This window comes from Neobacillus bataviensis (assembly GCF_019969725.1).
The window spans coordinates 79,819-105,194 of sequence record NZ_JAHXYW010000001.1 but is presented as its reverse complement, the minus strand read 5'-3'; the positions used below and the strand labels follow the sequence as shown (position 1 = coordinate 105,194).

At 38.4% G+C, this 25,376-nt stretch carries 29 protein-coding genes and 1 pseudogene; 14 read left to right on the top strand and 16 right to left on the bottom strand.

Features of this window, described 5'->3' with window-relative positions; translation table 11 throughout:
- Positions 1-29: 29 nt before the first annotated feature.
- Both LC455_RS00560 and LC455_RS00555 read right to left on the bottom strand, forming a co-directional pair.
- Positions 30-1,199: an MFS transporter gene (locus tag LC455_RS00560; protein ID WP_223587623.1), complete on the bottom strand. Its 1,170-nt coding sequence runs from the start codon at positions 1,197-1,199 to the stop codon at positions 30-32.
- A 323-nt stretch (positions 1,200-1,522) separates the two neighbouring features.
- Complete coding sequence (locus LC455_RS00555; protein ID WP_223587622.1) at positions 1,523-1,939, bottom strand: MerR family transcriptional regulator; 417 nt, start codon at positions 1,937-1,939, stop codon at positions 1,523-1,525.
- 219 nt (positions 1,940-2,158) lie between these two features.
- Here LC455_RS00555 and LC455_RS00550 point away from each other — a divergent pair, with 219 nt between their 5' ends.
- The 6 genes from LC455_RS00550 to LC455_RS00530 all read left to right on the top strand — a co-directional run bounded on the left by LC455_RS00550 (position 2,159) and on the right by LC455_RS00530 (position 6,696).
- On the top strand, positions 2,159-3,199 hold the full coding sequence (locus tag LC455_RS00550; RefSeq protein WP_223587621.1) for an NAD(P)-dependent alcohol dehydrogenase: 1,041 nt from the start codon (positions 2,159-2,161) through the stop codon (positions 3,197-3,199).
- Between the two features lie 302 nt (positions 3,200-3,501).
- The gene (gene glnA / locus LC455_RS00545) at positions 3,502-4,866 is read left to right on the top strand and encodes a type I glutamate--ammonia ligase (protein WP_223587620.1); all 1,365 of its coding nucleotides are present in this window, start codon (positions 3,502-3,504) and stop codon (positions 4,864-4,866) included.
- A 127-nt stretch (positions 4,867-4,993) separates the two neighbouring features.
- Positions 4,994-5,206, top strand: coding sequence for a DUF1540 domain-containing protein (locus LC455_RS00540; RefSeq protein ID WP_223587619.1), 213 nt, complete (start codon positions 4,994-4,996; stop codon positions 5,204-5,206).
- 94 nt (positions 5,207-5,300) lie between these two features.
- Positions 5,301-5,432: a hypothetical protein gene (locus LC455_RS31245; protein ID WP_263297643.1), complete on the top strand. Its 132-nt coding sequence runs from the start codon at positions 5,301-5,303 to the stop codon at positions 5,430-5,432.
- Between the two features lie 98 nt (positions 5,433-5,530).
- Positions 5,531-6,022, top strand: a complete 492-nt coding sequence (pssA, locus tag LC455_RS00535) for a CDP-diacylglycerol--serine O-phosphatidyltransferase (protein WP_223587618.1) — start codon at positions 5,531-5,533, stop codon at positions 6,020-6,022.
- 119 nt (positions 6,023-6,141) lie between these two features.
- The gene (locus LC455_RS00530) at positions 6,142-6,696 is read left to right on the top strand and encodes a DUF4865 family protein (protein ID WP_223587617.1); all 555 of its coding nucleotides are present in this window, start codon (positions 6,142-6,144) and stop codon (positions 6,694-6,696) included.
- Between the two features lie 57 nt (positions 6,697-6,753).
- On the opposite strand, the gene LC455_RS00525 is transcribed toward LC455_RS00530, so the two are convergent.
- On the bottom strand, positions 6,754-7,704 hold the full coding sequence (locus LC455_RS00525) for an LCP family protein (protein WP_263297642.1): 951 nt from the start codon (positions 7,702-7,704) through the stop codon (positions 6,754-6,756).
- Positions 7,705-7,848: 144 nt separating this feature from the next.
- On the bottom strand, positions 7,849-8,307 hold the full coding sequence (locus LC455_RS00520; RefSeq protein ID WP_223587615.1) for a BclA C-terminal domain-containing protein: 459 nt from the start codon (positions 8,305-8,307) through the stop codon (positions 7,849-7,851).
- A 170-nt stretch (positions 8,308-8,477) separates the two neighbouring features.
- Between LC455_RS00520 and LC455_RS00515 the strand changes: the two genes are divergently transcribed.
- The 3 genes from LC455_RS00515 to LC455_RS00505 all read left to right on the top strand — a co-directional run bounded on the left by LC455_RS00515 (position 8,478) and on the right by LC455_RS00505 (position 10,711).
- Positions 8,478-9,422 carry a Gfo/Idh/MocA family protein gene (locus LC455_RS00515; protein ID WP_223587614.1) on the top strand — a complete coding sequence of 315 codons (945 nt, stop codon included), beginning with the start codon at positions 8,478-8,480 and terminating at the stop codon, positions 9,420-9,422.
- A gap of 118 nt (positions 9,423-9,540) precedes the next feature.
- Positions 9,541-9,987 carry a MarR family winged helix-turn-helix transcriptional regulator gene (locus LC455_RS00510; protein WP_223587613.1) on the top strand — a complete coding sequence of 149 codons (447 nt, stop codon included), beginning with the start codon at positions 9,541-9,543 and terminating at the stop codon, positions 9,985-9,987.
- Positions 9,988-10,075: 88 nt separating this feature from the next.
- Positions 10,076-10,711 carry an FMN-dependent NADH-azoreductase gene (locus LC455_RS00505; protein WP_223587612.1) on the top strand — a complete coding sequence of 212 codons (636 nt, stop codon included), beginning with the start codon at positions 10,076-10,078 and terminating at the stop codon, positions 10,709-10,711.
- A 92-nt stretch (positions 10,712-10,803) separates the two neighbouring features.
- Here the strand turns inward: LC455_RS00505 and LC455_RS00500 are convergent, their stop codons facing one another.
- Entirely contained in the window at positions 10,804-12,177 is a 1,374-nt protein-coding gene (locus LC455_RS00500; RefSeq protein WP_223587611.1) for a dipeptidase, read from the bottom strand.
- Between the two features lie 195 nt (positions 12,178-12,372).
- Between LC455_RS00500 and LC455_RS00495 the strand changes: the two genes are divergently transcribed.
- The 3 genes and pseudogenes from LC455_RS00495 to LC455_RS00485 all read left to right on the top strand — a co-directional run bounded on the left by LC455_RS00495 (position 12,373) and on the right by LC455_RS00485 (position 13,554).
- Positions 12,373-13,005 (top strand): hypothetical protein, encoded by a 633-nt coding sequence (locus LC455_RS00495; protein ID WP_223587610.1) that lies wholly within the window; start codon positions 12,373-12,375, stop codon positions 13,003-13,005.
- A 15-nt stretch (positions 13,006-13,020) separates the two neighbouring features.
- Positions 13,021-13,140, top strand: a pseudogene (locus tag LC455_RS00490) (MBL fold metallo-hydrolase); the annotation flags it as partial.
- Between the two features lie 237 nt (positions 13,141-13,377).
- Positions 13,378-13,554 carry a hypothetical protein gene (locus LC455_RS00485; protein WP_223587609.1) on the top strand — a complete coding sequence of 59 codons (177 nt, stop codon included), beginning with the start codon at positions 13,378-13,380 and terminating at the stop codon, positions 13,552-13,554.
- Between the two features lie 45 nt (positions 13,555-13,599).
- Here LC455_RS00485 and LC455_RS00480 read toward each other — a convergent pair whose 3' ends face one another.
- The 5 genes from LC455_RS00480 to LC455_RS00460 form a co-directional block, all read right to left on the bottom strand.
- Entirely contained in the window at positions 13,600-14,418 is an 819-nt protein-coding gene (locus LC455_RS00480; RefSeq protein WP_223587608.1) for an EcsC family protein, read from the bottom strand.
- A gap of 103 nt (positions 14,419-14,521) precedes the next feature.
- Entirely contained in the window at positions 14,522-15,190 is a 669-nt protein-coding gene (gene rpiA / locus LC455_RS00475) for a ribose-5-phosphate isomerase RpiA (protein ID WP_263297640.1), read from the bottom strand.
- Positions 15,191-15,303: 113 nt separating this feature from the next.
- Positions 15,304-15,450 carry a hypothetical protein gene (locus LC455_RS00470; RefSeq protein ID WP_223587606.1) on the bottom strand — a complete coding sequence of 49 codons (147 nt, stop codon included), beginning with the start codon at positions 15,448-15,450 and terminating at the stop codon, positions 15,304-15,306.
- Positions 15,451-15,616: 166 nt separating this feature from the next.
- Positions 15,617-15,847, bottom strand: a complete 231-nt coding sequence (acpP, locus tag LC455_RS00465; protein ID WP_223587605.1) for an acyl carrier protein — start codon at positions 15,845-15,847, stop codon at positions 15,617-15,619.
- A 484-nt stretch (positions 15,848-16,331) separates the two neighbouring features.
- Positions 16,332-17,204 (bottom strand): nuclease-related domain-containing protein, encoded by an 873-nt coding sequence (locus LC455_RS00460; protein WP_223587604.1) that lies wholly within the window; start codon positions 17,202-17,204, stop codon positions 16,332-16,334.
- A 187-nt stretch (positions 17,205-17,391) separates the two neighbouring features.
- Here LC455_RS00460 and LC455_RS00455 point away from each other — a divergent pair, with 187 nt between their 5' ends.
- On the top strand, positions 17,392-18,018 hold the full coding sequence (locus tag LC455_RS00455) for a DNA-3-methyladenine glycosylase (RefSeq protein WP_223588632.1): 627 nt from the start codon (positions 17,392-17,394) through the stop codon (positions 18,016-18,018).
- A gap of 11 nt (positions 18,019-18,029) precedes the next feature.
- Here the strand turns inward: LC455_RS00455 and LC455_RS00450 are convergent, their stop codons facing one another.
- The 6 genes from LC455_RS00450 to LC455_RS00425 form a co-directional block, all read right to left on the bottom strand.
- Complete coding sequence (locus LC455_RS00450; protein ID WP_223587603.1) at positions 18,030-18,809, bottom strand: DUF3891 family protein; 780 nt, start codon at positions 18,807-18,809, stop codon at positions 18,030-18,032.
- Positions 18,810-18,930: 121 nt separating this feature from the next.
- Entirely contained in the window at positions 18,931-19,593 is a 663-nt protein-coding gene (locus tag LC455_RS00445; protein ID WP_223587602.1) for an amino acid ABC transporter permease, read from the bottom strand.
- Positions 19,594-19,605: 12 nt separating this feature from the next.
- Positions 19,606-20,244 carry an amino acid ABC transporter permease gene (locus LC455_RS00440; protein ID WP_223587601.1) on the bottom strand — a complete coding sequence of 213 codons (639 nt, stop codon included), beginning with the start codon at positions 20,242-20,244 and terminating at the stop codon, positions 19,606-19,608.
- Between the two features lie 116 nt (positions 20,245-20,360).
- Positions 20,361-21,167 carry a transporter substrate-binding domain-containing protein gene (locus LC455_RS00435; RefSeq protein ID WP_223587600.1) on the bottom strand — a complete coding sequence of 269 codons (807 nt, stop codon included), beginning with the start codon at positions 21,165-21,167 and terminating at the stop codon, positions 20,361-20,363.
- A gap of 15 nt (positions 21,168-21,182) precedes the next feature.
- A complete protein-coding gene (locus LC455_RS00430) occupies positions 21,183-21,911 on the bottom strand; it encodes an amino acid ABC transporter ATP-binding protein (RefSeq protein ID WP_223587599.1) in 729 nt (242 codons plus the stop codon).
- A 270-nt stretch (positions 21,912-22,181) separates the two neighbouring features.
- Positions 22,182-22,688, bottom strand: coding sequence for a CotY/CotZ family spore coat protein (locus tag LC455_RS00425; protein ID WP_223587598.1), 507 nt, complete (start codon positions 22,686-22,688; stop codon positions 22,182-22,184).
- 191 nt (positions 22,689-22,879) lie between these two features.
- On the opposite strand from LC455_RS00425, the gene helD reads away from it, so the two are divergent.
- A complete protein-coding gene (gene helD, locus LC455_RS00420) occupies positions 22,880-25,204 on the top strand; it encodes an RNA polymerase recycling motor HelD (protein ID WP_223587597.1) in 2,325 nt (774 codons plus the stop codon).
- Positions 25,205-25,376: the final 172 nt, after the last annotated feature.

Here is a 25,376-nt window from a genome sequence, read left to right as displayed (position 1 = left end):
ATGCTTTTATAAAAAGTTGAATTTATTTCTTATACAGAAAGTTGTTTTGCAGGACTATACATATAGTTTCTTAGTAGAATGGTTACCAAACTTAGTATCAATGATAAGATTCCCACAAATATGACGTATTTTGTACCCATTTCTGATATAAATAGCCCGCCTACAGCCGCACCAATGGTTGTTCCTATATTACATGATGTGATAAATAAACCATTTGCGAAATCAGGGGCTTCGGGAGCTGAAGACAAAATCCAATATTGATTGATATTACCCCCAATGCCAGCCAAAATTCCCCATATCAAAGTAATGATTGCCATAGGTACGGTAAACTTTCCTGCGAAGAAAAATATGATATAAACAGCTCCCAAAACAAAAGGAAAAGATACTACCAATTTGCTGGCATTATGGGTAAGTAACTTTCCTGCTACAATGTTTCCAATAATATTAGCTCCACCATAAATGAATAACGTTAAACTTATCGTATTTGAAGGCATATTCGTTACAGTTTTCAGATATTCAGCAAGATAACTATAAATTCCAAATACTGCAGCATTCATGAAAATGACAGCTGCAATGGATAGCCAAGTTATTGATTTTGTTAATACGCTTAATTGAGATCCGTAAGAAAGTTTTTCTTTAACAGGTACCGATGGTACAAATAGTAATGTAACAATAAATACAATGGTATTGACAATGGCAAAGAATGCGATCGCCATTTCAATTGAAACGGCATTAGCTATAAAACTTACAATAGGTACACCCACTACCATCCCCGCAGATACTCCAATAAAAACTTTGGACACGGCTTTTGTAGCTTCTTCCTTCCGAACTGCGGAAGCAGCAACGGAGAATGCCAATGAACAATAAACTGGATGAAAAAATGCTGGGATGATACGGGCAATCAATGCAATGGTAAAGTTCGTGGTAAATATGGATACACTGTTCCCAAGAATGAAAACACCAAGGACGAGTAACATGACCTTCTTGCGATTTATTCCTGAAAATAATAACGGCAAAATTGGACCAGATATGGCAATGACAAGCGCAAAAAGGCTCACCAGCAACCCTGCTCGAGTTACACTGACATCATAGTGGTCTGCAAGGGAAGGTAATATCCCGATAACTCCCATTTCGGTATTTAGAATTCCGAAAACTCCTAAGGTTAATATGAAAATCAATAAATTATTTCGTTTAACCAAAAAAACATCTCCTATCTTCAATAAAATGCCCCCGAAGCAATGGGGGTTCTTTTGCTTTTGCCTCTGTACTCGCTACTTGATTAAGTATAAAGGTTAGAGTTATCTCTAAATCAAGGAGGAAATTTTATTAAATAAAAGATAATAATTTAGGTGATTTTGTTGATGTTTTTATTGGGGAATCAAGTGGAATGGGGGAAATACCGCCAAGAAACATACTCGTGCAGGGGCAAAATTAGTAATCTAAGTCGTTAATTGCTTTTATATGATATAAATAGAGCCACCTGTATTTCATATACAAAGTATGAAATACAGGTGGCTCTCTGTTAATTTGTAACGGAAATTCCTATTTTAGATTTTTTATGAATGTCTTCCGTTCCGGCATCTAATGCAGTCTTGTAGTATACGCATTTATGCTCGATGACTTCCATTGTTTTTTTTAATTCTTCCATCTGTGCTTCTACAGTAGCTTTTCGTTCCATAAACATATCATATCTTTGTTGTAATGTGGAATCCCCATCAGAACACCAATCAATAAAATTTTTAATTTCCTTGATAGGCATCCCGGTGGATTTAAGACATTCAATTATTTTTAAAGCGGCGACATCGGATTCTTTAAACAATCGTGTTCCGCTTGGTGTCCGTTCTACCAAAGGTAAAAGACCCTCTTTGTCGTAGTAACGCAAGGTATATGGTGTAAGATTCAATTCTTTTGCAACTTCGCTAATAGAATATGTCTTCATCATTTATCTCCTATTCTCATTGATTTAGACTTCGAGTTAACTCTATGGGTTGGTGAGATTTTATCACGGTATTTGCTGAATGTCAAAGTCCTCTGATAGATCAAAAGAAATATAAATTAATCGCTTGACTTAGAGTTAACTATAAGGATTAACATTAATTATGCAAGAGAAAGAAGAGCCGCATTCTCTTGGAAAATATAAATTATCGGAGGTTTTTTTATGATAACTGCAAAAGCACGAGCTGTAGATGGTCCAGACAAATCCTTTCGAGCAGCTGAAATTAAACGGCGCGATCTTGATTTGCATGATGTTCTAATTGAGATTAAATATGCTGGTATTTGCCATTCTGACATCCATACAGCTCACGGCGAATGGGGGGCCGTGAACTATCCGCTCGTACCTGGACACGAGATTGCGGGAATAGTCACGGAAGTAGGAGCAGAAGTCACAAAATATAAGGTCGGTGACCGAGTAGGGGTCGGATGTATGGTTGACTCCTGCGGTGATTGTGAGAACTGTCGCCGAGGGGAAGAACAATACTGTCTCAATGGAAATGTCCCTACATACGCTGGTGTTGATAAATATGGAGAGCCTACTCAAGGTGGCTATTCTACTCATATTGTCGTAACGGAAGACTTTGTAGTAAGAATTCCTGATAGCATTGAACTTGACGCCGCAGCACCATTACTTTGTGCGGGTATTACGACTTATTCTCCACTTAACCATTGGGGGGCCGGCCCAGGAAAGAAAGTAGCAGTTGTTGGTATGGGCGGTCTTGGTCATATGGCAGTGAAAATCGCACATGCGATGGGGGCCGAGGTCACCGTTCTGTCACAATCATTGAGTAAAAAGGACGATGGCTTGCAATTCGGCGCAGACCATTACTATGCCACAAGCGAGCCAGAAACTTTCAAGAAACTTGCCGGAACCTTTGACTTAATTATTAATACGGTAAGTGCAAAAATTGATATTAATGCTTATTTCTCACTGTTAACTTTGGATGGTACTCTAGTAAACGTGGGTGCGCCCGCAGAGCCATTGTCAGTAAATGTGTTTTCACTTATCGGTCATCGCCGTTCATTTGCTGGTTCCATGATTGGAGGTATCCGTGAAACTCAGGAAATGTTGGAGTTCTGTGCGAAACACAACATTGTTCCTAAGATTGAAGTAATTTCAGCCGACCAAATTGACGAAGCCTACGAACGCGTATTAGCTTCAGATGTGAAGTATCGTTTCGTAATTGATACAAGTACAATGTGAGTTGAGTAGATGATAAATTTTTAAGGTTATTTCGAGGGTGTCCCAAAAGCCTAGCTTTTGGGACATTTTTTTATATATGCAACTTAAATACATATATTTGTATATTTATAAATAGGAACACTACAATCTATGGGAAAAAAATCAGCGTCCTATTCAAATAAATGAAAACGCTTACGGAAAATTTAGAATAAATATTCAAAAAAGTATGCAAAAAATGATTGTCAAAAGAACTTTTTTTTACTATAATCAACTTATAAATTTGATGTGAGAAAACATAACATGAGATAGAGAGGTAATGTAACATGACTGAAACACTTATTTCAAATGTACCTGTAGATACTGCACTTCTGGAACAAATCAAAGAAACAATTAAAGAAAAAAGTGTTGAATTATTACACTTACAATTTGTCGATATTGAAGGGATTCTTAAGCACGTTACGGTAACAAGTGAACAATTAGAAGATGTAATCGAAGGTAAAATGATGTTTGATGGCTCTTCAATTAAAGGCTTTTCCCCAATTAATAAATCTGACCTTTATCTTCAGCCTGATCTTAATACATTTGCTGTACTTCCTTGGACAGTTGAGGCTAATTATTCAGAAGCTCGTTTCTTATGTTCTGTTAAGAATCCTGATGGATCTCTTTTTGAAGGGGATACTAGAAACGTTCTCAAGAAAACTGTAGATCGTGCTGCCGATCAAGGTTACACCATTTCAGTTGGTCCTGAATTAGAATTTTTCCTTTTTAAAACGGATGAAAATGGCTATGCTACTCAAGAACTCGGCGATAAAGCAGGCTATTTCGAACCATCTCCACATGATCTTGGCGAGCGCGTTCGTTTAGAAATCTACCGTGCGTTAAAGGCAATGGGCTTCACAATTGAAGCGTCACACCACGAAGTAGCAGAAGGACAGCACGAGATTAACTTTAAATATGCAGATGTCCTAACTGCTGCAGACCTTGCTACTACATATAAATGGGTCGTGAAGACAGTTGCTAAGAAATTCGGATTACATGCTACATTTATGCCAAAACCAGTATTCGGAATCAATGGTTCTGGTATGCATGTTAATATGTCCTTCTTTGAAGGAAGCGAAAATGCCTTCTTTGATCCTTCTGATGAACTACAATTATCAGAAAAAGCTTACCAATTTATTGCAGGTGTTCTTGAAAACGTAAAGAGCTTTACTGCCGTAACAAACCCGCTAGTCAATTCTTATAAGCGTCTAGTACCAGGTTATGAAGCGCCTTGTTATATTGCGTGGTCTGCTTCCAATCGTTCAGCTCTTATTCGGATTCCAGCAAAAAAAGGTTTGGCGACACGTGTGGAATTACGTTGTCCAGATCCATCTTCAAATCCATACTTAACCTTTGCAGTTATTGCCTCTGCAGGCTTAGATGGAATTGAAAAGGGACTTGAAGCACCAGCGCCAATTAATGAAGATATCTTCCACATGAATGAAGAAGAGAGAGCGTTCCGTGGAATCGATAACCTGCCTGGCAGCCTGGCAGCAGCCATTAAGGAACTAGAATCAGGAGAAATTGCCGCTAATACACTAGGCGAGCACGTTTACAATGAATATGTTTCCCTGAAGAAATCCGAATGGGATAGCTACCGTACAGCTGTTCATACATGGGAAATTGAAAACTATCATTCCAAATTTTAATAAAAAACTGTTAAGGAGCCTATTGGGGCTCCTTTTCGTTGCTTGGAGACGATTTCACCCTTGAATGAAATAATCGTTATTGCGAAAAATAGTAAGAGAAATGGACATTAAATTTGGAGGTGATACAATGCCAAAAGTTGAAGTTTCTTGTGCAATTGCAAACTGTACGTATTATGGGGAAGGAAATGTTTGTACAGCTGAAAAAATCATGGTGGAACTAGATAACCATGCTAGATATGATACGGAAATGTCTTCCGAATTAGGTGAAAAGAATCATCAAGATTCAGCTGTCAACTCAGCCGAAACCTGTTGTAAAACGTTTAAACCAAAACAAAGCTAATATTAGAATTATTTTTCGAAAAATTATGCACATATTTTAACCTCTCACATATAGTAGCTTCTGTGAGTATTTTGTTTGAGAGGAAGAAAGAGATATGAATAACAATGATTTCATTTTGAAAAACGAGTTAAATGATGGAGAGAATGGATATAAGATCATTGAAATTAATGTATCGGATCCATCCGAAAACTTATTTGCCGTCGTTACTCCCATTAAAAAGCAATAAGAAAAAGCCGCACCTACTTTTGAATGATGAATAATGGAAAACGAGATAGAAAATGCTATAGGGGTAGAAGGATTGTTAAAAGTCAGGGGGATTCTACCTTGTTGCAGCCTCTAGTAAAATCTGTTCCCAATTTGTTTACAATCGGAAATTTATTATGCGGGGTATTTTCAATTACCTTCAATATGAGCGGTTATTTGAAAATGGCCTGCATTTTTATTTTCTTATCGGCAGTCTTAGATCTCCTGGATGGGCGAATCGCGAGAAAATTAAAGGTGAATAGTGAATTTGGGGTCGAATTGGATTCGTTAGCAGATATTGTTAGCTTTGGCGTTGCTCCAGCCCTTCTTTTCCATTCGCTGGCGGCGCCATCATTTTTTACCTCATTAGCCTTTATTCTTTTTCCAACGATGGGTGCATTAAGGTTAGCTAGGTTTAGTATTAAACCAACGATAGGGTATTTTAAGGGGCTGCCTATTCCCGCTGCGGGTCTGCCCTTAGCCGGAATGGGATTATTTCTATACAGCAATGCTTGGATAACCATGATTCTGGCCCTTTTAATGGTTAGTCCCATTAAAGTTAAAAAAATATAATCTTTGTTAAAAAAGCTAGTCGCCTTTTTAAAAAGGGACTAGCTTTTTTGGGTTTTTTATCTGAGAATATTTGGTAAAATTGCATAAGAATAAAGATGAAAAAAGGAGGCTTAAATTACATGATTGCAACACAATACAAGATTACATTGCCAAGTGATTATGATATGAATATTATCAGAAACAGAGTAAGAGATAATGGCCATAAAACAGACGGATTTGAAGACCTCAAATTTAAACTGTATTTGGTAACGGAAAAGGGGACTAATAATAATATTCAAAATAGTTATTGTCCTTTATATCTTTGGAAAGACAGCAACGGGCTTAACAAGTTTTTGTTTAATGGCTATTACGACAATATTTTAAGGTCCTTTGGCTGGCAGCACGTAAAGGTGGGAATTCCACTAATTGATACGATTACGTCTAACATTATAGAAAATAAGTACCTATTTCAAATCACAAGAAAAATCCAACCACAAGAAAGTTTAAATAACTTAAAAGAAACGATCCAAGAAAGTATCCCAACAATTGATCATGCAGAATATTTAGTTATCTATAATCCGGATAAATGGGAGTATGATGTGTTTTACTTTTTGAGCGATTTAAGCGGGTTAACAAAAATGGATGGAGTAATATATAACATTCTTCATTTATCCCAAGGTGAACACTTTTATTAGGATTTCATCTCGAATCAAAGCTTAAGACGGCACCCCGTGATTCAGGTGCCGTCTTAATTATTGTGAAGCAACACTTTTTTCTTCTATGAATTTATTAAGCGTTTCTTTATTTTGCTGGAAGTCTACGTCTAATACTTCACCAAGTCCATCAATAGTTTTATTTTGGAAACTGCCTTCTTCAGGGATACGCAATGTTTCTATATTTCTACCTTTTTTCGTGAACAGATCTTTCCCCATCGACAAGAGAGTGGAGCTATCAATATTTGTATCTATGTATGTATTCAAAAGTCCTATAAGTTCAGGAAGTTTTACGATACTATGCAGGCCGACAGCTTGTTCAGTCAATTTTGAGACCACTTCCTGCTGTCTCTGAATCCGGCCGAAATCACTTAAATCGTCATGTCGGAAACGGACATATCCCAGCAGCTCTTTACCATGTAGTTGTTGTTTACCTTCTTCTAAGGTCATTCCTATACCATAAGACATCTCATGTGGAACGTCTACTTCAATTCCATCAGGAACAAGGAGATCGACAGCTTTTTCAAATCCTTTAAAGTCGACAATCGCATAATATTGTATATCTAACCCTAAGTTTTCTTTAATGGTTTCGCTTAATAACTCAGCACCGCCAAAAGCATAAGCGGCATTTAATTTTTGCTGCCCATGTTCAGGAACAGAGACTAACATATCACGCATAAGAGAAATAAGTTTCATTTTATGGGTTTGTGGATCATAATGGGCAACCATAATTGTATCCGTTCGGGCATGATCTTCACCCCGTGAGTCACTTCCTAATAAAAGAACATTTATGGAACTTAAATTCTTTTTCTCTGCTTGAACTGAAGGTTTTCCCTCCTTTTTTTGAAGTGGTTGGTTAATCACCTGTATGGTTCCCTCAATGTATTGAAATACTTGATGAAAACCAGCGGCAAGGATCCCTAATAAAAGCAGGGCACCTAACACCCTACCCCATTTAACTCTTTTTCTTTTCTTTCTTGTCCGTTCCAAACTTTGCACCACCTAGGTTGAATTAAAGATAGAAACCCCCTTGAAATAGTGATTATCCCATATTTAGGTTACATTTCCTTGATATTCTGATTACATTTTTCTTAATTTAAAAACTTCGCATCCTGAAAGTAGCGAGGTTTCTCTTCAACTTAGCTTCACAATCGATAAGGAAGCTGCATTTATACTTTTGCCAGCTTGTACAGGTAATAGGGTATCTGTTGTAGATCCTATATTTTTAAGCTGAATGGTGGAATTTTGGGGAATATGGATAATTGCTTGTCCTACAAGCATAAGAGTAGCATTATCCACTTGTCTTGTAATGCCAAAGTTAGTCAGATTTTCTAGGACCAATGAATGATTCAAGAAAATACCATAAACCGAAGTGGAAGCGGGACAATCTATTAACAAAGTATACTCTATCTTATAGGCTCCGGATTTCAAAACGGTTAAGGAACCTTTTTGTTTGGAAAATCTTATATTTTCCAATGCGCCATGATGATTAAAGCGGATATTTTCACCTGGTCTTACTAATATCGGTTCAGAACCTGTGAGTGTAACATATACATATGCTCCTGTTGATTTCTTCCAATTTCGATCCCACACTTTCATCACCACCTTTATAAATTATTAATAAATGATATTAGAGAATGCTAGAAATGTTTGTACGATAGAATTAAAATAATGGCTGTTTAAAAAAGAGCAATTACTCACGAGAGGTCCATTTTATTATTGATAATAATGTATAATGTAGGATAAAAAGGGAGGAATTTTTCATGTTACATATCGGAATTATTGGCTTAGGAGCCATTGGTCAACGCTTAATAAAAAAATTCAAGGAACATCCCGACGTTGAAATCACAGCTGTTTGTGATCGGTTAGAGTCCCTAGTTAGAGAAACATCTAATGCGCTTGGTGGAGTTCATACTTATACTGACTACCAAGGCTTAATTGCTGATCAAAGAGTGGACCTTATTTATGTTGCGGTACCTCCGAAATTTCATCATCCCATTGTGATGGATGTCCTAAAAGCAAAAAAGCACGTCCTATGTGAGAAGCCTTTAGCAAACTCATTGGATGAAGCAAAAGAGATGGCTCAAGCTGCAAAAGAAGCAGGTGTCATCCATGCGATGAACTTCCCGCTTAATTATGAACAAGGAGCCACTAAATTTGCGGAAATGATTGGCCAAAATTACGTTGGCAAGCTCCGTCGTTTACAACTCACTATGCATTTTCCAGAATGGCCGCGTTTCTGGCAAAAAAATGACTGGGTAGGGGAAAGAGAGCAAGGGGGATTTGTACTAGAGGTCGGTGTCCATTTTATCCAGCAAACTTTAAAGGTATTTGGCGCTATCAAAAATATCCAAACGCGCTTAGAATTGCCTGATGATCCCCAAAAATGTGAGACTGGCGTGATCGCAACGGGTGAGCTTGAAGATGGAACACCAGTATTAATCGAAGGCTTAAGCCAAATCGCTGGTAAAGAACATATCGGTTATACTGCATATGGTTCAGAAGGTATTCTTTCACTAGAAAACTGGGGCGAATTAAAAGGCGGAAAAAATGGTGAAGAACTTAATGTCATTTCGTTTGATGAAACAAAGCCCAATCGCTTAATTGATGAATTAGTAAAAGCAGCAAATGGACAAAAAGCAGAGCTTTATGATTTTGAAGTGGGGTACAGAGCTCAGGAGATTCTTGAAGAACTGAGGAAAATGTAAGTTTTCGACACGTTTCTTACTTGATGTAAGGAGCGTTTTTTTATTATGTTCCAATTATTGACAGGTTGGTTTAATTTCAATATAATTCGGTCATATGGAAGATGATAGGGGCTTTTACATGAAAGTTGTAATTAATGATTTTTTAAGTATTATGATTCATCAAACAGACCTGACCCTAACCAGCTATATCAAAACCAAGCTAGCACCGTTAAATATTGCACCGGAACAAAATTTAATTCTGCTGCTCCTCTGGGAAAAGGACGGGCTGACACAAATTGAAATTGCTAAAAAGCTTGAAAAAGATAAAACCAATATTGCCCGTATGATATGCAATCTTGAAAAAAAGGGATTTATCAGCAGACATATAAGTGAAATTGACAATCGTTCGTTTAATGTATTTCTCACTGAAAAAGGCAAAAAAATTGGTGAAATCATCAAACCGCTGGCGGAAGAATTCAACCGTACGGTGTGTGCTGGAATTTCAAAGGAAGAACAACAAATTGTGAAACAAGTATTGTTAAAAATGAGACAAAATGTGGAAATGAAATGTATTGAGCCAAAATAGTTGCACATGCAACTATTTTTTTGTTAGAATGAGCAGGTCTTATAGTTGCTATAGCAACCAATATTTATTATGAAGGGATTGGACAGAAATGACAAAAGTATTATATATTACGGCTCATCCGCATGATCATACGCAATCTTATAGTATGGCAGTCGGCAATGCATTTATCGAGACATATAAAGAAGTAAATCCAACTGACGAAATTGTGCAAATTGACCTCTTTAAAGAAAATATTCCCCATATTGATGCTGACGTATTTAGCGGGTGGGGGAAACTACGATCCGGGCAAGGCTTTAAGGAGCTTTTTTCAGAGGAGAAAGCAAAAGTGGGCCGACTCTCTGAATTATCGGAGCAATTTATTGCAGCTGATAAATATGTATTTGTAACTCCGCTTTGGAATTTTTCATTCCCGCCAGTTATGAAAGCGTATCTTGATGCCGTTGCTGTTGCTGGTAAAACCTTTAAATACACAGAACAAGGTCCAGTTGGTTTATTGACTGATAAAAAAGCGTTGCATATCCAAGCTCGTGGCGGTTTTTATTCTGAAGGCCCCGCTGCTGAAATGGAAATGGGACACCGGTATTTAAATGTGATGATGCAATTCTTTGGAGTTCCATCACTTGAAGGACTTTTTGTAGAAGGACATAATGCCAAGCCTGATAAAGCACAAGAAATTAAAGAAAATGCGATTGCTCGGGCAAAGGATTTAGCGCATACCTTTTAATTCTTCAGAAGGGTCAACTTAGGTGTTGACTCTTTTTATTTTTGCATTGTTTCAAAAAAGGGCTTTCTCCCATGGAGCAGCCCTTTTGCCTTTTAAAGTGATTGTTCAAGCTCATACCAATAAAAAGTTAGAGTTTCCATCCCTTTATCGAAATTTTCCAGATTGAAATGCTCATTCGGGGCATGGAAATTTTCGTCTGGCAGCCCAAATCCCATCAAAACTACTGGTATTTCTAAAATTTGATCGAATGCGGCCACAATTGGAATTGATCCGCCTCCACGTGTAAAGGAGGTTGGAATATTATACACCTTTTCATAAGCTCTTCCGGCAGCTTGGATAGCCGGATGGTCAAAAGGTGTAACATATGCGGCGCCTTTATCAAAGAGTGAAACATTGACTGTTACTCCCGGTGGGGTATGGGATTGAACATGCTTTTGCAGGAGTTCGACAATCTCATCCGGATCTTGATCTGGTACAAGTCGGCAAGTGATTTTAGCATGTGCTTCCGCTGGGAGAACGGTTTTTATGCCTTCACCTTGAAAGCCGCCATAAATGCCGTTCACTTCTAGTGTCGGCCGGACCCAATTTCTTTCCAAGGTGGTATAGCCTTCTTCACCGAACAGTTCAGGAACACCTGTCTGATCAATAAAGGACTGGTTGCTAATCCCCAGTGATTCATAGGCGGCTTTTTCAGCACCAGTTAAATCTGCCACTTTATCGTAAAAGCCTTCCACTGTGATTTGTCCTTTTTCGTTGTGGAATGAATTCACAATCGCCACTAAAGCATGGATAGGATTTTGAATCGTGCCCCCGTATAATCCGGAATGAAGGTCGCTTTTTGGACCTTTTACATCAATTTGTATTCCACATAGGCCTCTTAATCCATAGCAAATCGCTGGTTTACCGCGTTCCATCATGCTCGTATCAGAAATAACAATCACATCCGATGATAATAATTCCTTGTTTTCCTCAACAAATAGAGGAAGATTAGGGCTTCCGATTTCTTCTTCGCCCTCAATCAAGAATTTAACATTGATTGGCAGGGTTCCTGTTGTTTTAAAAATAGCTTGTAATACTTTGAGATGCATGAACACCTGGCCTTTGTCATCACTAGCCCCGCGCGCATAGAGTTTCTCATCGCGAACTTCCGCCTCAAAGGGCGGGCTGTCCCATAAATGGAGCGGATCAACGGGCTGTACATCGTAGTGGCCATAAATCAGAACGGTCGGTTTTCCTTCAGCCTTTAACCATTCACCATAAACAACAGGGTGGCCCTTCGTTTGGTAGACTTCGACCTTTTCCATCCCGATTTCTTGAAGTGACTTCGCAACCCAATTGGCTGCTTTTTGAACATCATCCTTATGTTCAGGAAGCGAGCTAATACTAGGAAACGCCAAAAACTCCTTCAATTCTGCTAAATGCTTATCTCTGTTTTCTGCAAGATATGTAATAATTGCTTGATCCAATGAAAAACACTCCTTTTTAATATATCTTTATATCTATTTCTTTCTAAATAGGAATTTTCCTTCTTAGATCAAGAGCATCCATCCATTTATGAAAATTGTTTCCAAAATAAATGATAATAGATATCCACTAATTTAATGAAATGTTAAAATAAGGTATTAATTAAGTTGTAAATATTAGTAACTGGGGGAAAATGGATGAAAAAAATAATAATTACTGTGCTTGCAGTCTTTGCCATGAGTTTTATCCTTGGCAATACCTTCACAGAAGCAAAAACACGTTCAGGCGGTACAAGTAGATCTGGTTCAAGTGTTTCCAAACCGAAAATGTCTGCTCCGGCCTCTTCACCGACAAATCGGAGCTCAAGCAACAGTACCAAGAACACAACAAGAAATCCGCCATCCTATTCTTCACTCACGACAAAATATCCTAAAGCTGTACGGTATTTTTCCGGAGATGCGCTATCCAAAACGCTTCTTTTCGGATCGGCTGTATTACTGTTAAACGAGATATACGATGATGAACCTACATATCAAGATGAAGCAGGGAACGTTTATACACTTGCGGATTTAGAAGATATGGATGTACAAATACCAGATGATGAGGTAGTTCAAGAAGATTCATATTCGGAAACTGTCTCTTATAATGAAGATGAACCGAATACCGATGCGCCAGATATAGTCGAAACAGCCTCGTCTAATGAGGATTTTACCGGTATTGATGACGACACATATGAAGAAGAGAATAACCCGGCCTTTAATTGGCTCTGGCTATTCCTCCCTTTTGCAGCAATTGTAATCATATTTTACTTCCGAAGAACGAAAAAATAAGGGAGGGACCCTGTCATGCAAGAAGTGAAGAAAATTGGTGAGAGATTTTGGTATATGACACCAGTTTCTGAGACAGACCGCCCGATATTAGGGATGGTCGTTGGAAAGCATAAAAATTTAATGATCGATTCTGGAACAAGAAGTCCAAATGCTCAGAACTATTGCCAGGTACACGGAGGATTTTAAAGGAGTTAAACAGAAAATATTGGTAGCATATAGGTATCAGGTGGGACGAAAGCTTTCTGAAGACGAGATTGAAACCGTAGAAGATTTTGTTAATGGCTTTAAAAAATCCCAATTATCGTTTTAGAAGAATTTTATTCAACTAAACGCAGACAATAGTAAAAAAAATAAACAAATGAGGTGAACAAAATGAAGGAAAATGAGAAAGAACCCCAATTTCAAAGTGGGGACATGGTCAATAAAGAGTTTAAAGGACTATATGGACTTGATCCGGAAATGAGTTTACTTTCGGTGAATTTTGCAAGTGGAGAGAATTCCTTTTTAAACGAGCATTATCAGGAGGATCCAAACGAAAACTCCGAATGAAGCAAAAGGGTTCAAATCTATTTGAATAGATTTGGACCCTTTTTATCATCTGGCATTTTCTAATTGGTTAATTCGTTCCAATATTCTTCGCTTTCGGAATAACATTTGACCAGCTTCGGCCACATCTCCAATGGAGGAGCGATTAATAAACGCACCGAAAATCATCCCGGCAATCGGAATCATTTGAAAGAGTTTTTTCCAGCCAAAATTATCGCGATACGTAGTCACAACTTCACGCCATCCTTGTAATTGTGAAATCATTTGATTGTTCCGGTTCTCTTGCTGAAACGAAGAAAGCTCCTCTAAAATAGCCTTTTTCCCGACAATATCAGAGGACGAAAATTGCAAACATTTTACTATAAATATCCTTTCCGACTTTTCCTTAGGATCAAATCCGTAACAAATGGCCATTTCTTGCAATACTTTAAGGGATAATCCCAGAAGGACAGGGACATCAATCGCCAATGTAAACAGCCCGCCAATCCCTGTTGTTGCTCCCTGAATGGTTGCAAATTTTGTTCGTGAATTTTTGATTTCATCTGCAACCTCATCCATCTTACCGATCGGAACTTGATTCAGGTCCTCTATTCGCAGTAGTTCATGCCCAGGTAAAGGTTCCTTCGGGGAAAACTTCTTAAGTATGCTTTCTTCCTTGAGTAAATATTGTCCTCCCGTTTGTATGTAATTTCCTAATTCATCAATCGCCAATCCAATTTTTTCTTGGATGAATTTTGGCGTAATTTTATCCAGCAGTTTAAAGGGCAGACGGCCAATTTTCTCCCAAAACCATAAATCCTTTTGCTCGTTCTCCCAATCCTCAATCTTTTTTAATTCAGACTTTAAAAAATCAGTCGTTTCCAACATAACCAACTCCAAATGTTTTTAAAAAATAGATTTTATTAGTATACGTTTAAAATACAAAGGAGTTTCAAATATTTCAAAACTCTTTGAAGCTATAACGAAACTTCTATTTGACACTAGTTATGTTCACACGATCATGATCCCCGACAATTAACGTATCAACAACATTTAGAAACAAACCGTGTTCAACAACACCAGTCATATTTTTTAAAAATGAACTTAATTGTTCCACATTTTCGATTTCCTTCAAGTGCAGATCGACAATGTAATTCCCGCTATCCGTTTTGTAGATTTCATTTTGTTTCATCCTTAGTTGGGGGTGAAGTTGATGACTTTCCAACGTTCTTATTACATGAACATAGCCAAAGGGAACGATTTCTACAGGCAAAGGAAAATGTCCGATACTTTGTGATACCTTACTTGAATCAGCAACCCAAATAACTTTATCGGAAAAAGAAGCAACCACTTTTTCAAACAGCAATGCGCCGCCGCCGCCCTTAATTCCATTAAATTTGTGGTCTACTTCATCTACTCCATCGATTGTTACATCAATTCTGTTGACCTCATTAATCGATATCAAGGGAATTCCTAACTGTTCACACAACGCTGTTGTCGATTTGGAGGTAGAGACACCCTGTATTTTTAACCCATTCTTTACTAGTTCTCCCAACTTCATCAAACTATAAAAAACAGTCGACCCGGTACCCAATCCTACTGTCATTCCTTCTTTGATGTAGCGAACGGCTTCTTCGGCAGCTAATTTTTTTTCTTTCAAATTCATTCCCTCCTTTTCAAAAAAATACCCTGCAATATATTTTGTACATTTCCAGCCTCAAATAAAAAAAAAGTGACGTAAAGTCACCACTTTATTAAGGTAAAGCATTTGCATTAAGCACATTCATCGCAGCAATAAACCTTATGACCTTTTAAATCTTTTTCTACATAGATGAAATAAGGTTCACCAAAGTCAATCGGAAGTCCACAGTGTATACAGAAAATGGTGTCTTCATAAGGGAGATTGCATTCCTCGTCCAACCTAACACCTCCAAAATGGTAAATTTGTAGTAGAAGTTGAAAAAGAGGTTGTCCAAAATTTCAATTAAATATTTTAATAGTTTTTTATTTTATATTATTTTATGCAAAAAAAAGAGAAAGGTATTACGCCTTTCATAATTTTTTTGCTATTTATTTTGGTCTCTGTTTATTTGCGGTTGTTAATAAAGTTTACGACATCTCCAACCGTTTGAAGCGTCTTTGCAACTTTGTCACTAATTTCAATCGCGAATTCATCTTCAATTTCCATTGTCAGATCCACCATATCAAGCGAATCAGCTACGAAATCATCTTTGAATGATGATTCCAGTTTGATTTCCTCCATATTGACACCCAGTTGATCTGAGATAATGGGTTTTAACTTTTCAAATGTCGTCATTGCGGCATCCTCCTATGTATATCATAGACACCATTATAACAAGCTAATTTGGTACATAAAACATAAATCTATTTCCAATTAACAAATTGGATTAGAATAGGGGCTATCCGAAAAAAAGAATATCACGAAAACAGCTGAGAGTTTATATATATCCCAACCATCATTAAGGAAAAAAATTCAACAAATATTTCTGATCATTTGTTATTTTCTTATTGGATAATCAACAAAAAACGAACTCACCATTCGGTGGGTTCGTTTTTTGCGGTGTCTAGTCTTAATTGTTGTCTTTTACAGCCAGCCCAATGATCATCACTATAAGTGTAAGCAACTGGATCATAACCTGAAGGCTTATCCTAGCTCCCCTCCTGACCTAAGTGAGTTTCATTCCTCTGGCTTCTCCATGTAAAAGTTAAGACTTACGTTTCCTATTAACATAGATATTCTTTAAAACAAGTTTTATGACCAGACTTTAGTTGGTTAAAAGTTAAAAATAATTGGCATTATCGATAATCTGCTTGATATTTTTTAGCTGAAAAGCTCCGTATATTCTATCTCGGGATGTGAGTTCATGAATAAAATACTGTTGTAATTGGTCTTGAGTCGAAATCCGTTTAACGATGCTGTTATCCGACCAATCGTGAACTTCTTTTTCATCGTGATTAAAAAACACCAAAGTGTTGATCCATGTTTTAATATCTTGACTCTGTAAATAATTGGATAGGAGGACGGCAGTTTGTTGAATCTGGCAAATGGGGTTATCTAATGTTTTTACGGTTAATTCTCCCGAATCACCTTTAGTAAAGATCAGTGTTTTCTCTTTTTCATGGTCTACTAAATCGGTTAAGAAAGAAAACTTGTGGCTGCCCATTCTATTTAATCCCATGACAATATGGCCTTTCCAGTGTTTGGTCTCTATTAAATAGATACCTGTTGATAAAAGTACAAGATGATCAATCTGCCTAGTACTTCCGTTTCCTTCCGGGATAAAAATATTCGGCATGATAATCATTTCATCTGGCGGAATAATTCTTTTTCGAATTAAATCATTTTTAAAATTTTCTAGTATTTGATGGGTTTTGATTTCCCCAGGGTTTCGATAATTTTTTCGGATCGCTTCATTTTCAATCATCAGCTTTTCTAGTTCACGTTGGTAGGATTCAGACAAAAGGAATACTTTCTCATCATAGGTGGCTGCTGCTGTTTCCATAGAAGCTTTCTGGATTTCCTTCATAGCAGCAAGCTCTTCGAAATGGTTGCTTCGCAATACTTTTTGTTTAGCTTTTTCTTTTTTTACGGTATAACCTAACCAGGCGGCTGATGCAGCAAGTAATAGTGTCAAAATAATTAACCAGATCATTGCTTTTCTCCTTCTTCTGCAGGAATCGATAAAGTTCATCGAACATCTTCCATATGTGCTATATTATAACAATTTTTTTGACAATCGACTAAGAAATTGAAATTTAAAAATAAAATGGTAAATTCATACCATACGATTTTTTTCTCTATGTTCAATCATTTTATTGGAGGTATTCATTTTGGGAGATTTGGCTAAAGAACTTGTTCCATTACCACAGTCGTTTTTTGAACAGCCTACACTTGAATTGGCAAAGGCATTGCTCGGAAGCCTCCTTGTGAAAGAAACGGATGAGGGGATAGCCGCTGGATATATTGTAGAATCAGAAGCCTACATTGGTCCCGGTGACAGAGCTGCACACAGCTTTAATAACAAACGGACGCCAAGAACGGAGATCATGTTTCATCGTTCCGGCCTTGCTTATACTTATTTAATGCATACACATTGCCTTTTCAATGTAGTCAGCGGAGGGGAAGAAAATCCTGAAGCGGTTTTAATACGGGCCCTGGAACCTGTATACGGCATCGGGCTGATGAAAACCAGGAGAGGGATAGATGATGTGACAAAACTGACGGACGGACCCGGAAAACTGACCAAATCATTGGCAATTACCATGGTGGACTATGGACACCAATTGACTCTACCTCCATTATTTGTTGCAGCAGGATTCCGTCCGGAAAGCATATCCGCGGGGAAACGGATTGGAATTGACAACTCTGGCGAAGCGAGGGACTATCCTTGGCGTTTCTGGGTTACCGATAATAAATATGTTTCGAGACATCAAAAGGCTGAGTATGTGATTACTCAACAAAACTAATGGGGCATTTCTTAGTTGATACCAGCTGCCAACGCCACATTTTTATGGGAAAAGGGGGTTTTTGAATAAACTGATAGCAGCCCGTTCGCGATGATATCTTCTTTTTTAACTTCCTTATACAGTAATTGCACCTGTATTTCTTTTTCTAGAGGAGACACCGAGAGCGAGACCGTTTCTTGATCAGACCATTTGACCTGGATTGGCATATTTTTGGAAAAAGAGAAAGAAGGGGAGATGCCGTTTTTATAAAAAGGATGCTCTCTTTCTTTTTTAGCTCCTGGTTCGTTTAGGCAAATATATAGTGAGAGGTTATCGCAGAATTTTAAGATGTTGAGATGGTACTGTAACTGTTTTTCCTTACTCATTTTTCCTAATATCCCACACGCTTTTAATAGGTGCAGCTGCCTGGTGATTTCGTCTTCTACAAATTTTGCTCCGATGGGATCCTCTTCATATTGAAGAAAAGAGACATAATGTAAACTGCAAAGAAGACTGGCGTACTTGCTCATTTTTTCAACTTCATCAATCCCTTTTTTGTAATAGGCAACCTTTAAATCAAGGGGGAAATCTGTAAATGAGTGCGGTTTTTGCTTGTTGCTATTCCATAACGGAGCGGCATCTGGTTCGATCCAGCCTCGATCATGCTCATAAATGCCAAGAACGACTTCCGCCTTTTTTTCCACACCATTAAAATAGGAATCCTTCCAATTTTGCGCAATTACCCCTGATATTTTGGCATGGTCATGCTGGGAAATCAAGATAAAGCTATGTTCCCGTTCGCGAATAATCATTTTTCTCGTCCTTTCTGCGGTTATGTTATTAGATTTATATTAGTATAAATTGCAAAGCATTATATATTTTTTCCATAGTAACAAACGAAAAAGTCCAGCTCAATGAACGGAGCCGGACTTGTTATGTTTGTCTTAATTCTAACCTTCTCGCAAGAAGTGACAGCGCATAATTTACGATAAAGTACATGGATGCCACCAGAAGGAATATAGGTATTACATACGATCCTTTTTGGGCGTAAATGATTTGTCCGTTATGCAATAAATCCGGCAAGGCAATGACGACGGCTAACGATGTATCTTTAAGCAGTGAAATAAATTGGCTGACAATCGGAGGGACCATTCTTTTCAGAGCTTGGGGCAAAATGATGTAACGTAATGTCTGGAGGTAGCTTAGCCCTGAAGCACGTCCTGCTTCAATCTGGCCTTTTTCGATGGAATTCAATCCGCTTCGGATTATTTCTGACAGCATGGCTGATTCAAAGACTGTCAAGGCGGCAATCGCTGCCGTCGAGATTTCCATTTCAATTCCGATTTCAGGCAAGGCAAAATAGGTGAAGAAGATGATGAGCAGCAAAGGAAGGTTCCGAATCGTCTCGACTATCACAGCAAGTAAAGGAGTAATGACGGGAATCTGCATATACCTAAGCGTGCCGATAAGACCACCAATAAGGAAGCTGAGCACAATGGAAATGGCAGCGACCTTCAAGGTGACCCCAAAACCCTCTAGCAAAAATTTAAAATTGTCGAATGTGTAGACTTCCATGAAAGGTGCTAGAAAATCCATCACTTAACCTCCTTAATTACTTCTAGCAAGGCGCTTTTCTAAAAATCGGACGCCAAGACTTAAAGGGATAGTTAAAACTAAATAAAATAAGGCTACAAAAATATAAGTATCAAAAGTGACGTATGTTTTTGCCGATATTAAATCCCCCTGATACATTAAATCGCCGCCTGCGACAACAGCTAACAACGATGAATTTTTTACCAAATTAATAAATTGGTTGCCAAGGGGAGGGATTACGATTTTTATAGCCTGAGGGAGTATAATCCATCTCATGGCCTGTCCGTAACTCAAGCCTGTCGAGCGGGCCGCCTCCATTTGTCCCTTTGGTACGGATAGAATTCCTGCCCGGATGGCTTCGGCGATGAAAGCGGCAGTGTAGATGGTTAAGCCGATGGTTCCTGCTATCATTCCGCCAAAGTTTCCTGCTAGATAGGTGAAAAACACGATAACCAGTACAGGTATATTACGAATAAATTCAATATAAGCCGTCCCCAGCCAGTTAAGATGTTTAATGGGGGCAATTCGCATGATGGCCAGAAGGGTTCCTAAAATAAAGCTGCACAATAAAGCTATTAAACTAGAAATAAGGGTTATTTCTAAGCCTTCCAAAAAGGAATCTAGATGATTCGTTAGTATCGTGAAATCCAGCAATCGATCTCCTCCTCATAAATCAGGAAGGGAAGGTGTGTTTTAGACAGACGACTCCCCATCCTGACGAGAAACCGGGTTTAAATCATTGATTTTGGCTGTTTCGTAAAGAAATAGTTTTAATTTTTAATCCATTTATTCTTAATTTCATCGTACTTTCCAGAGTCCTTCAGGCTTTTTAATGCTTTATTCAATGCATCGACAAGCTCTTGGTTGCCTTTTTTAACGGCAATCCCGTACGGCTCCTCGGTAAATGTTCCTCCAACCAGTTCAAAGGACGGATCTTCTTCGGCCATACCATAAAGGATGGAATCATCTGTAGTCAGGGCATCACCTTTACCAGCCTTTAAGGCGGTGAAAGCTTCAGCATAGTTTTCGTATTCGAGGACAGTAGTTTCAGGCGCCTTCTCACGAATATTGATCGCAGAGGTTGAGCCTTTTACCGCCAGCACCGTCGTGCCTTTTTTCAAGTCTTGCAAGCCTTGAATCTTGCTGCCTTTTTTTACAAGCAAGGACTGCCCGGCGTCAAAATAGACATCTGTGAAGTCTACTTCTTTTTTACGTTCTTCCGTAATGGTCATGGTTGCAACGACCGCATCGACCTTGCCGTTATTCAGGAGGCCTACCCTCGTTTTCGAAGTAACTTCAACGTACGACGGCTTTACATCCTTGCCAAACATTTCTTCTGCAAGTGCTTTAGAAAGATCGATGTCAAATCCTTCGACCTCACCAGTCTTAGGATTTTTCAATCCAAACAAACGCGTGTCATATTTAACGCCAAACACAATTTTTTTATCTTCCTTGATCTTTGCAAGCACATCCTTGCTGGAACCAGTAGAGGCCTTGTCCTTCCCGCAGCCTGCAAGAAAAAGGGCAGCCACGATGGTTACCAACACCAATTTTACGATATGTTTCGTTTTGAACAATTCATTTCCCTCCCATTAATGATTTAAAATACGGCTGAGAAATAGGCGAGCCCGTTCTTCACGGGGATTCTTATAAAATTCAGCCGGAATTGCTTCTTCCAATATTCGCCCCTCATCCATAAAGACGATTCGATCGGCAACTTCGCGGGCAAAGCCCATTTCATGGGTGACGACGACCATCGTCATGCCTTCCTTGGCGAGGGTTTTCATCACATCCAGGACTTCACCGATCATTTCAGGGTCCAGTGCAGAGGTAGGTTCATCGAAAAGCATGATTTGCGGTTTCATGGCGAGACCGCGGGCTATGGCTACACGCTGCTGCTGGCCGCCAGAAAGCTGGGAAGGGTAGGCTTCAGCCTTATCTAAAATCCCGACCTTATCAAGATAATGTTTGGCTGTGTCCTTAGCTTCCATTTCCGTTTGGCCCAATACTTTTTTGGGAGCTAGAGTAATATTTTCAAGTACCGTTTTGTGGGGATATAAATAAAAATGCTGAAAAACCATGCCGATATTACGCCTCAGCTGATTGATATCTGTTTTTTTATCTCCTACAGATATCCCATTTACGGTGAGTGTCCCGTCCGAGATGGTTTCCAAATGATTGATACAACGCAGCAAGGTACTTTTGCCGGAACCGGAAGGACCAATGACGACAACAACTTCACCTTGATGGATGGTGAGATTAATATCTTTTAAGACGTGAAAATCCCCATAAAACTTATTTACCCGTTCAAATACAATCATTTATGACCTCCTGTTCTAAAACCTATAAGTGGTGGAAATTCCACTTTGGAAATTTTTAGAATCAATTAGAGTATATTCAGGCCTTGTCCGAATCAAAACGCGACCAAATACTCGTTTTACTAGGAGTTTTTTACTAAAATGAAATTTATGTAAGTGAAGATGTTCCTGATGAAGGTCTTGAGTAAAGGTGTGCCAATAATGGCGCACCTTTTAACGATAGGGTATAGACATGCGGGCTAAAGGAAGAGGCAAATTTCTAATGGTTTAATGTTAGTCACAAATTCCTAAAAATACATCGGCAATACATTGAACAGCGCAGAAGCATTTTAAATCGACTGTAATACAGTCGTGGCTTGCCATGAATCGATCTACTTGGCAGACATTTCTAAGATCAATACAGCATCGGTCATTGCTGGACACAAGCTGGACAGGACAAAACCCGCCGTCTTGGCAATGACCGGGGATCAATACTCGAAGGGTAGCGCAGCAGTTATCAAATACTTCCTCAACACGGAAGAAGATGGATACACATGCTTCGTTTTGACCACTAAAGAATGCATGAAACGGCGAACCATCCGCATTTGATAAAACGAAAACACGAGTGTCGACCGGTTCCTCGTTTGTTGGTGATACCAATGAACCAAGCGGCTCATTAAAACAACTGGTACACTCCTCACATTCTATAGGACTAACAGCATTATCCTGTATATCCTTTATTGTCCGAACTACATCACACACGCAGTGACCATCAAAATCATGGCCCTTTCTTTTCCCCATATATTTTTCCTCCTTCATTTTTTTTGAATTAGCTTACATTAATAACATACGCTAGCTCCACTGGGACGGTTCTCGTGGTTCAACAAGAGAGGCTTGGCCACGGCCTTTAAACTTGACTAGGATAAAAGTTTTGTTTAATCTTAATTATCCCATGCTTCGAAAATTGAATTGAGAGGTGAGGTGTGAATAGGATGAGCGCCAAGGATCAAGTGTCTGTCCGTGACCATAAAGACTATCAAGCAGAAGTAGAGCGGTTAGAGTTTACGAAGGAATATATCCGAACTGTTTTAGATATTTCGAAGGGGAATAAGGAATTTTTCGTTGAAAATATGAAACAATCTTTTGCCGATCTAAATTCTAAGGATAGCAGTACGAGCTATACCGATCTCCTCGCGAATGCCAGTTTTCTTGGATTAGCGGAAAGTGAACTCAAAAGGTTAGAAAGCGTGATTGGCAAACCTTATTTTTCAAGGATTGATTTTACGAGCGATAGCACGAAAAAGGAAGAATCGTTGTACATAGGCAAGGTATCCCTGTTTGACCGAGTGACACAGCAGCCGATCATCGTCGATTGGAGATCGCCAATTGCCAATGTCTACTATGACGGACGGTTGGGAGAGGTGTCTTATGAAGCATATGGGGAGACACAAACGGGTTATTTAGCCTTAAAGAGGCAGTATGAAATTGTCCATGGATTATTAAAAGAAATCAGGGACATTGATTTAACTACACATGATGAACTTTTGCAGAAATCCTTGTCAGGCAAAGCTGACAATCGATTAACCGAAATCGTAGCAACCATTCAAAATGAGCAAAATGAAGTAATCCGGGCATCACTGAAACACCCGATTATCGTCCAAGGGGCCGCTGGAAGCGGGAAAACAACAATCGCACTCCATAGAATATCCTACTTTCTCTATTCCTTAGGTTATCAATTTCCTCCAGAAAAATTAATGATTCTAGCACCAAACCGACTGTTTATTGATTATATATCGGCCGTCCTGCCGGAACTAGGGGTAAATAAGATTAATCAAACCACCTATATTGATTTTATGAGAAGCTGTTTGGGTCAGAAAATAAAACTATTTTCTCCTAATTCCAAGCTGATGAAGCTCCTTGAAGATACCGGAAAAAATAAGTCAATCAAATGGGTATCAAGCTTCAAGGGTTCGCTCGAATTTAAGGAATTAATCCAAAATTATGTGAATGAATTGGAATTAAATCTTGCCCCAAGCGAGGATTTCATCGTTGAAAAATCCGTTCTGATGAAGGGCAAAAAGCTCAAAACACTATTTTTAAAAGAATATACGTATTTACCAATCTATAAACGGATTGGAAAAATAAAAACACTATTAGAAAGTGATTTAAAAAAGAAGAAATCCATCATGCTATCAAACCTTAACAAGAAATATGAAGAAACACTTGAGAAGTTTGTATATAGCCGGAAGCTGGATCCAGAAATTAGACAACAAAAAGTGGTTAACTTGATGGATAAGAAAGAGCAAAGGATAAAAAGGGTGGAGCAGGAGTCAAAGGTGGCGGTCAAAAAATATATGGAAGCGTTTGCCACGAAAGATATTTTTACTTTGTATAGGGAACTAATGTCTTCTCCGCAACTGATCAATAAGCATTCCACTACACTAAAAGAACAAGAATGCAAGCTGCTAAGTAAATATTGTCAGAGGATCTTTGATCGAGGAGCCTACGAACTTGAAGATTTAGCCCCGATCTTTTATATGAAGGCCAAATTGGAAGGAATTGATGAAAAATATAAGATGCGCAGTATTTTCATTGATGAAGCGCAGGATTACAGCTATTTTCAATTTGCTGCATTAAAAGAAGGCTTTGAAACAGACCTGTTTACCATTGTTGGGGACTTGGCTCAAGGAATCCATTCCTATCGGGGAATGAATAGCTGGACACCTGTTCTGAAAGATATCTTCCCGAATGCCAACTATCAAGCCTTACAAAAAAGCTACCGAACAACTGTTGAAATTATGAATTTAGCAAATGATATCCTTAAATTGATCGACCAAGATTTGCCGAAGGTCGAACCTGTCATACGGCATGGCCAAAAACCATTGTATAAAACGATTGATCCAACGAATCCAGTCCAGATAAGGCTGAAGCTCGAACAAGATATTGCCTCACTCAAAGAGGAAGAGCTCCACTCCATCGCGATTATTGGACGTACGGATCGAGAGTGCCAAAGAATCCATCAGCTGTTTGAAAATAGTCAGCTTCCGATTCAGTTATTAGAAGAAAGAGAAGAAATGAAGAAAGGGCATATTGTGATTTTGCCTTCTTATTTATCGAAAGGTCTGGAGTTTGATTCCGTTTTAATCGTATGCCTGGAAGAACCCTACTCACAAATAGACCTGGACATCAAATTGCTATACGTGTCAATGACAAGACCGATGCATCGATTATATTTATATGGGAGAGATCCGTCAGATTTTTTATTAAATAGGGCGGAAGCTTTTAATGTAGATTTTGTTTTAGGGGACCCCTGCTAAATATGAGGGGGCTTTTTATTTTTTTCATTATTCCCCCAACCTTTAGACAGATTTCTATTTTTTTAAAAAAGAAATTGCGACAAAGTTCTACAGATTTTCCTTTAAATTGATAATTTAATATATAAATCGACAAGAAATTTACTGTGATGAATTAATGGTTGATTAAAAATTC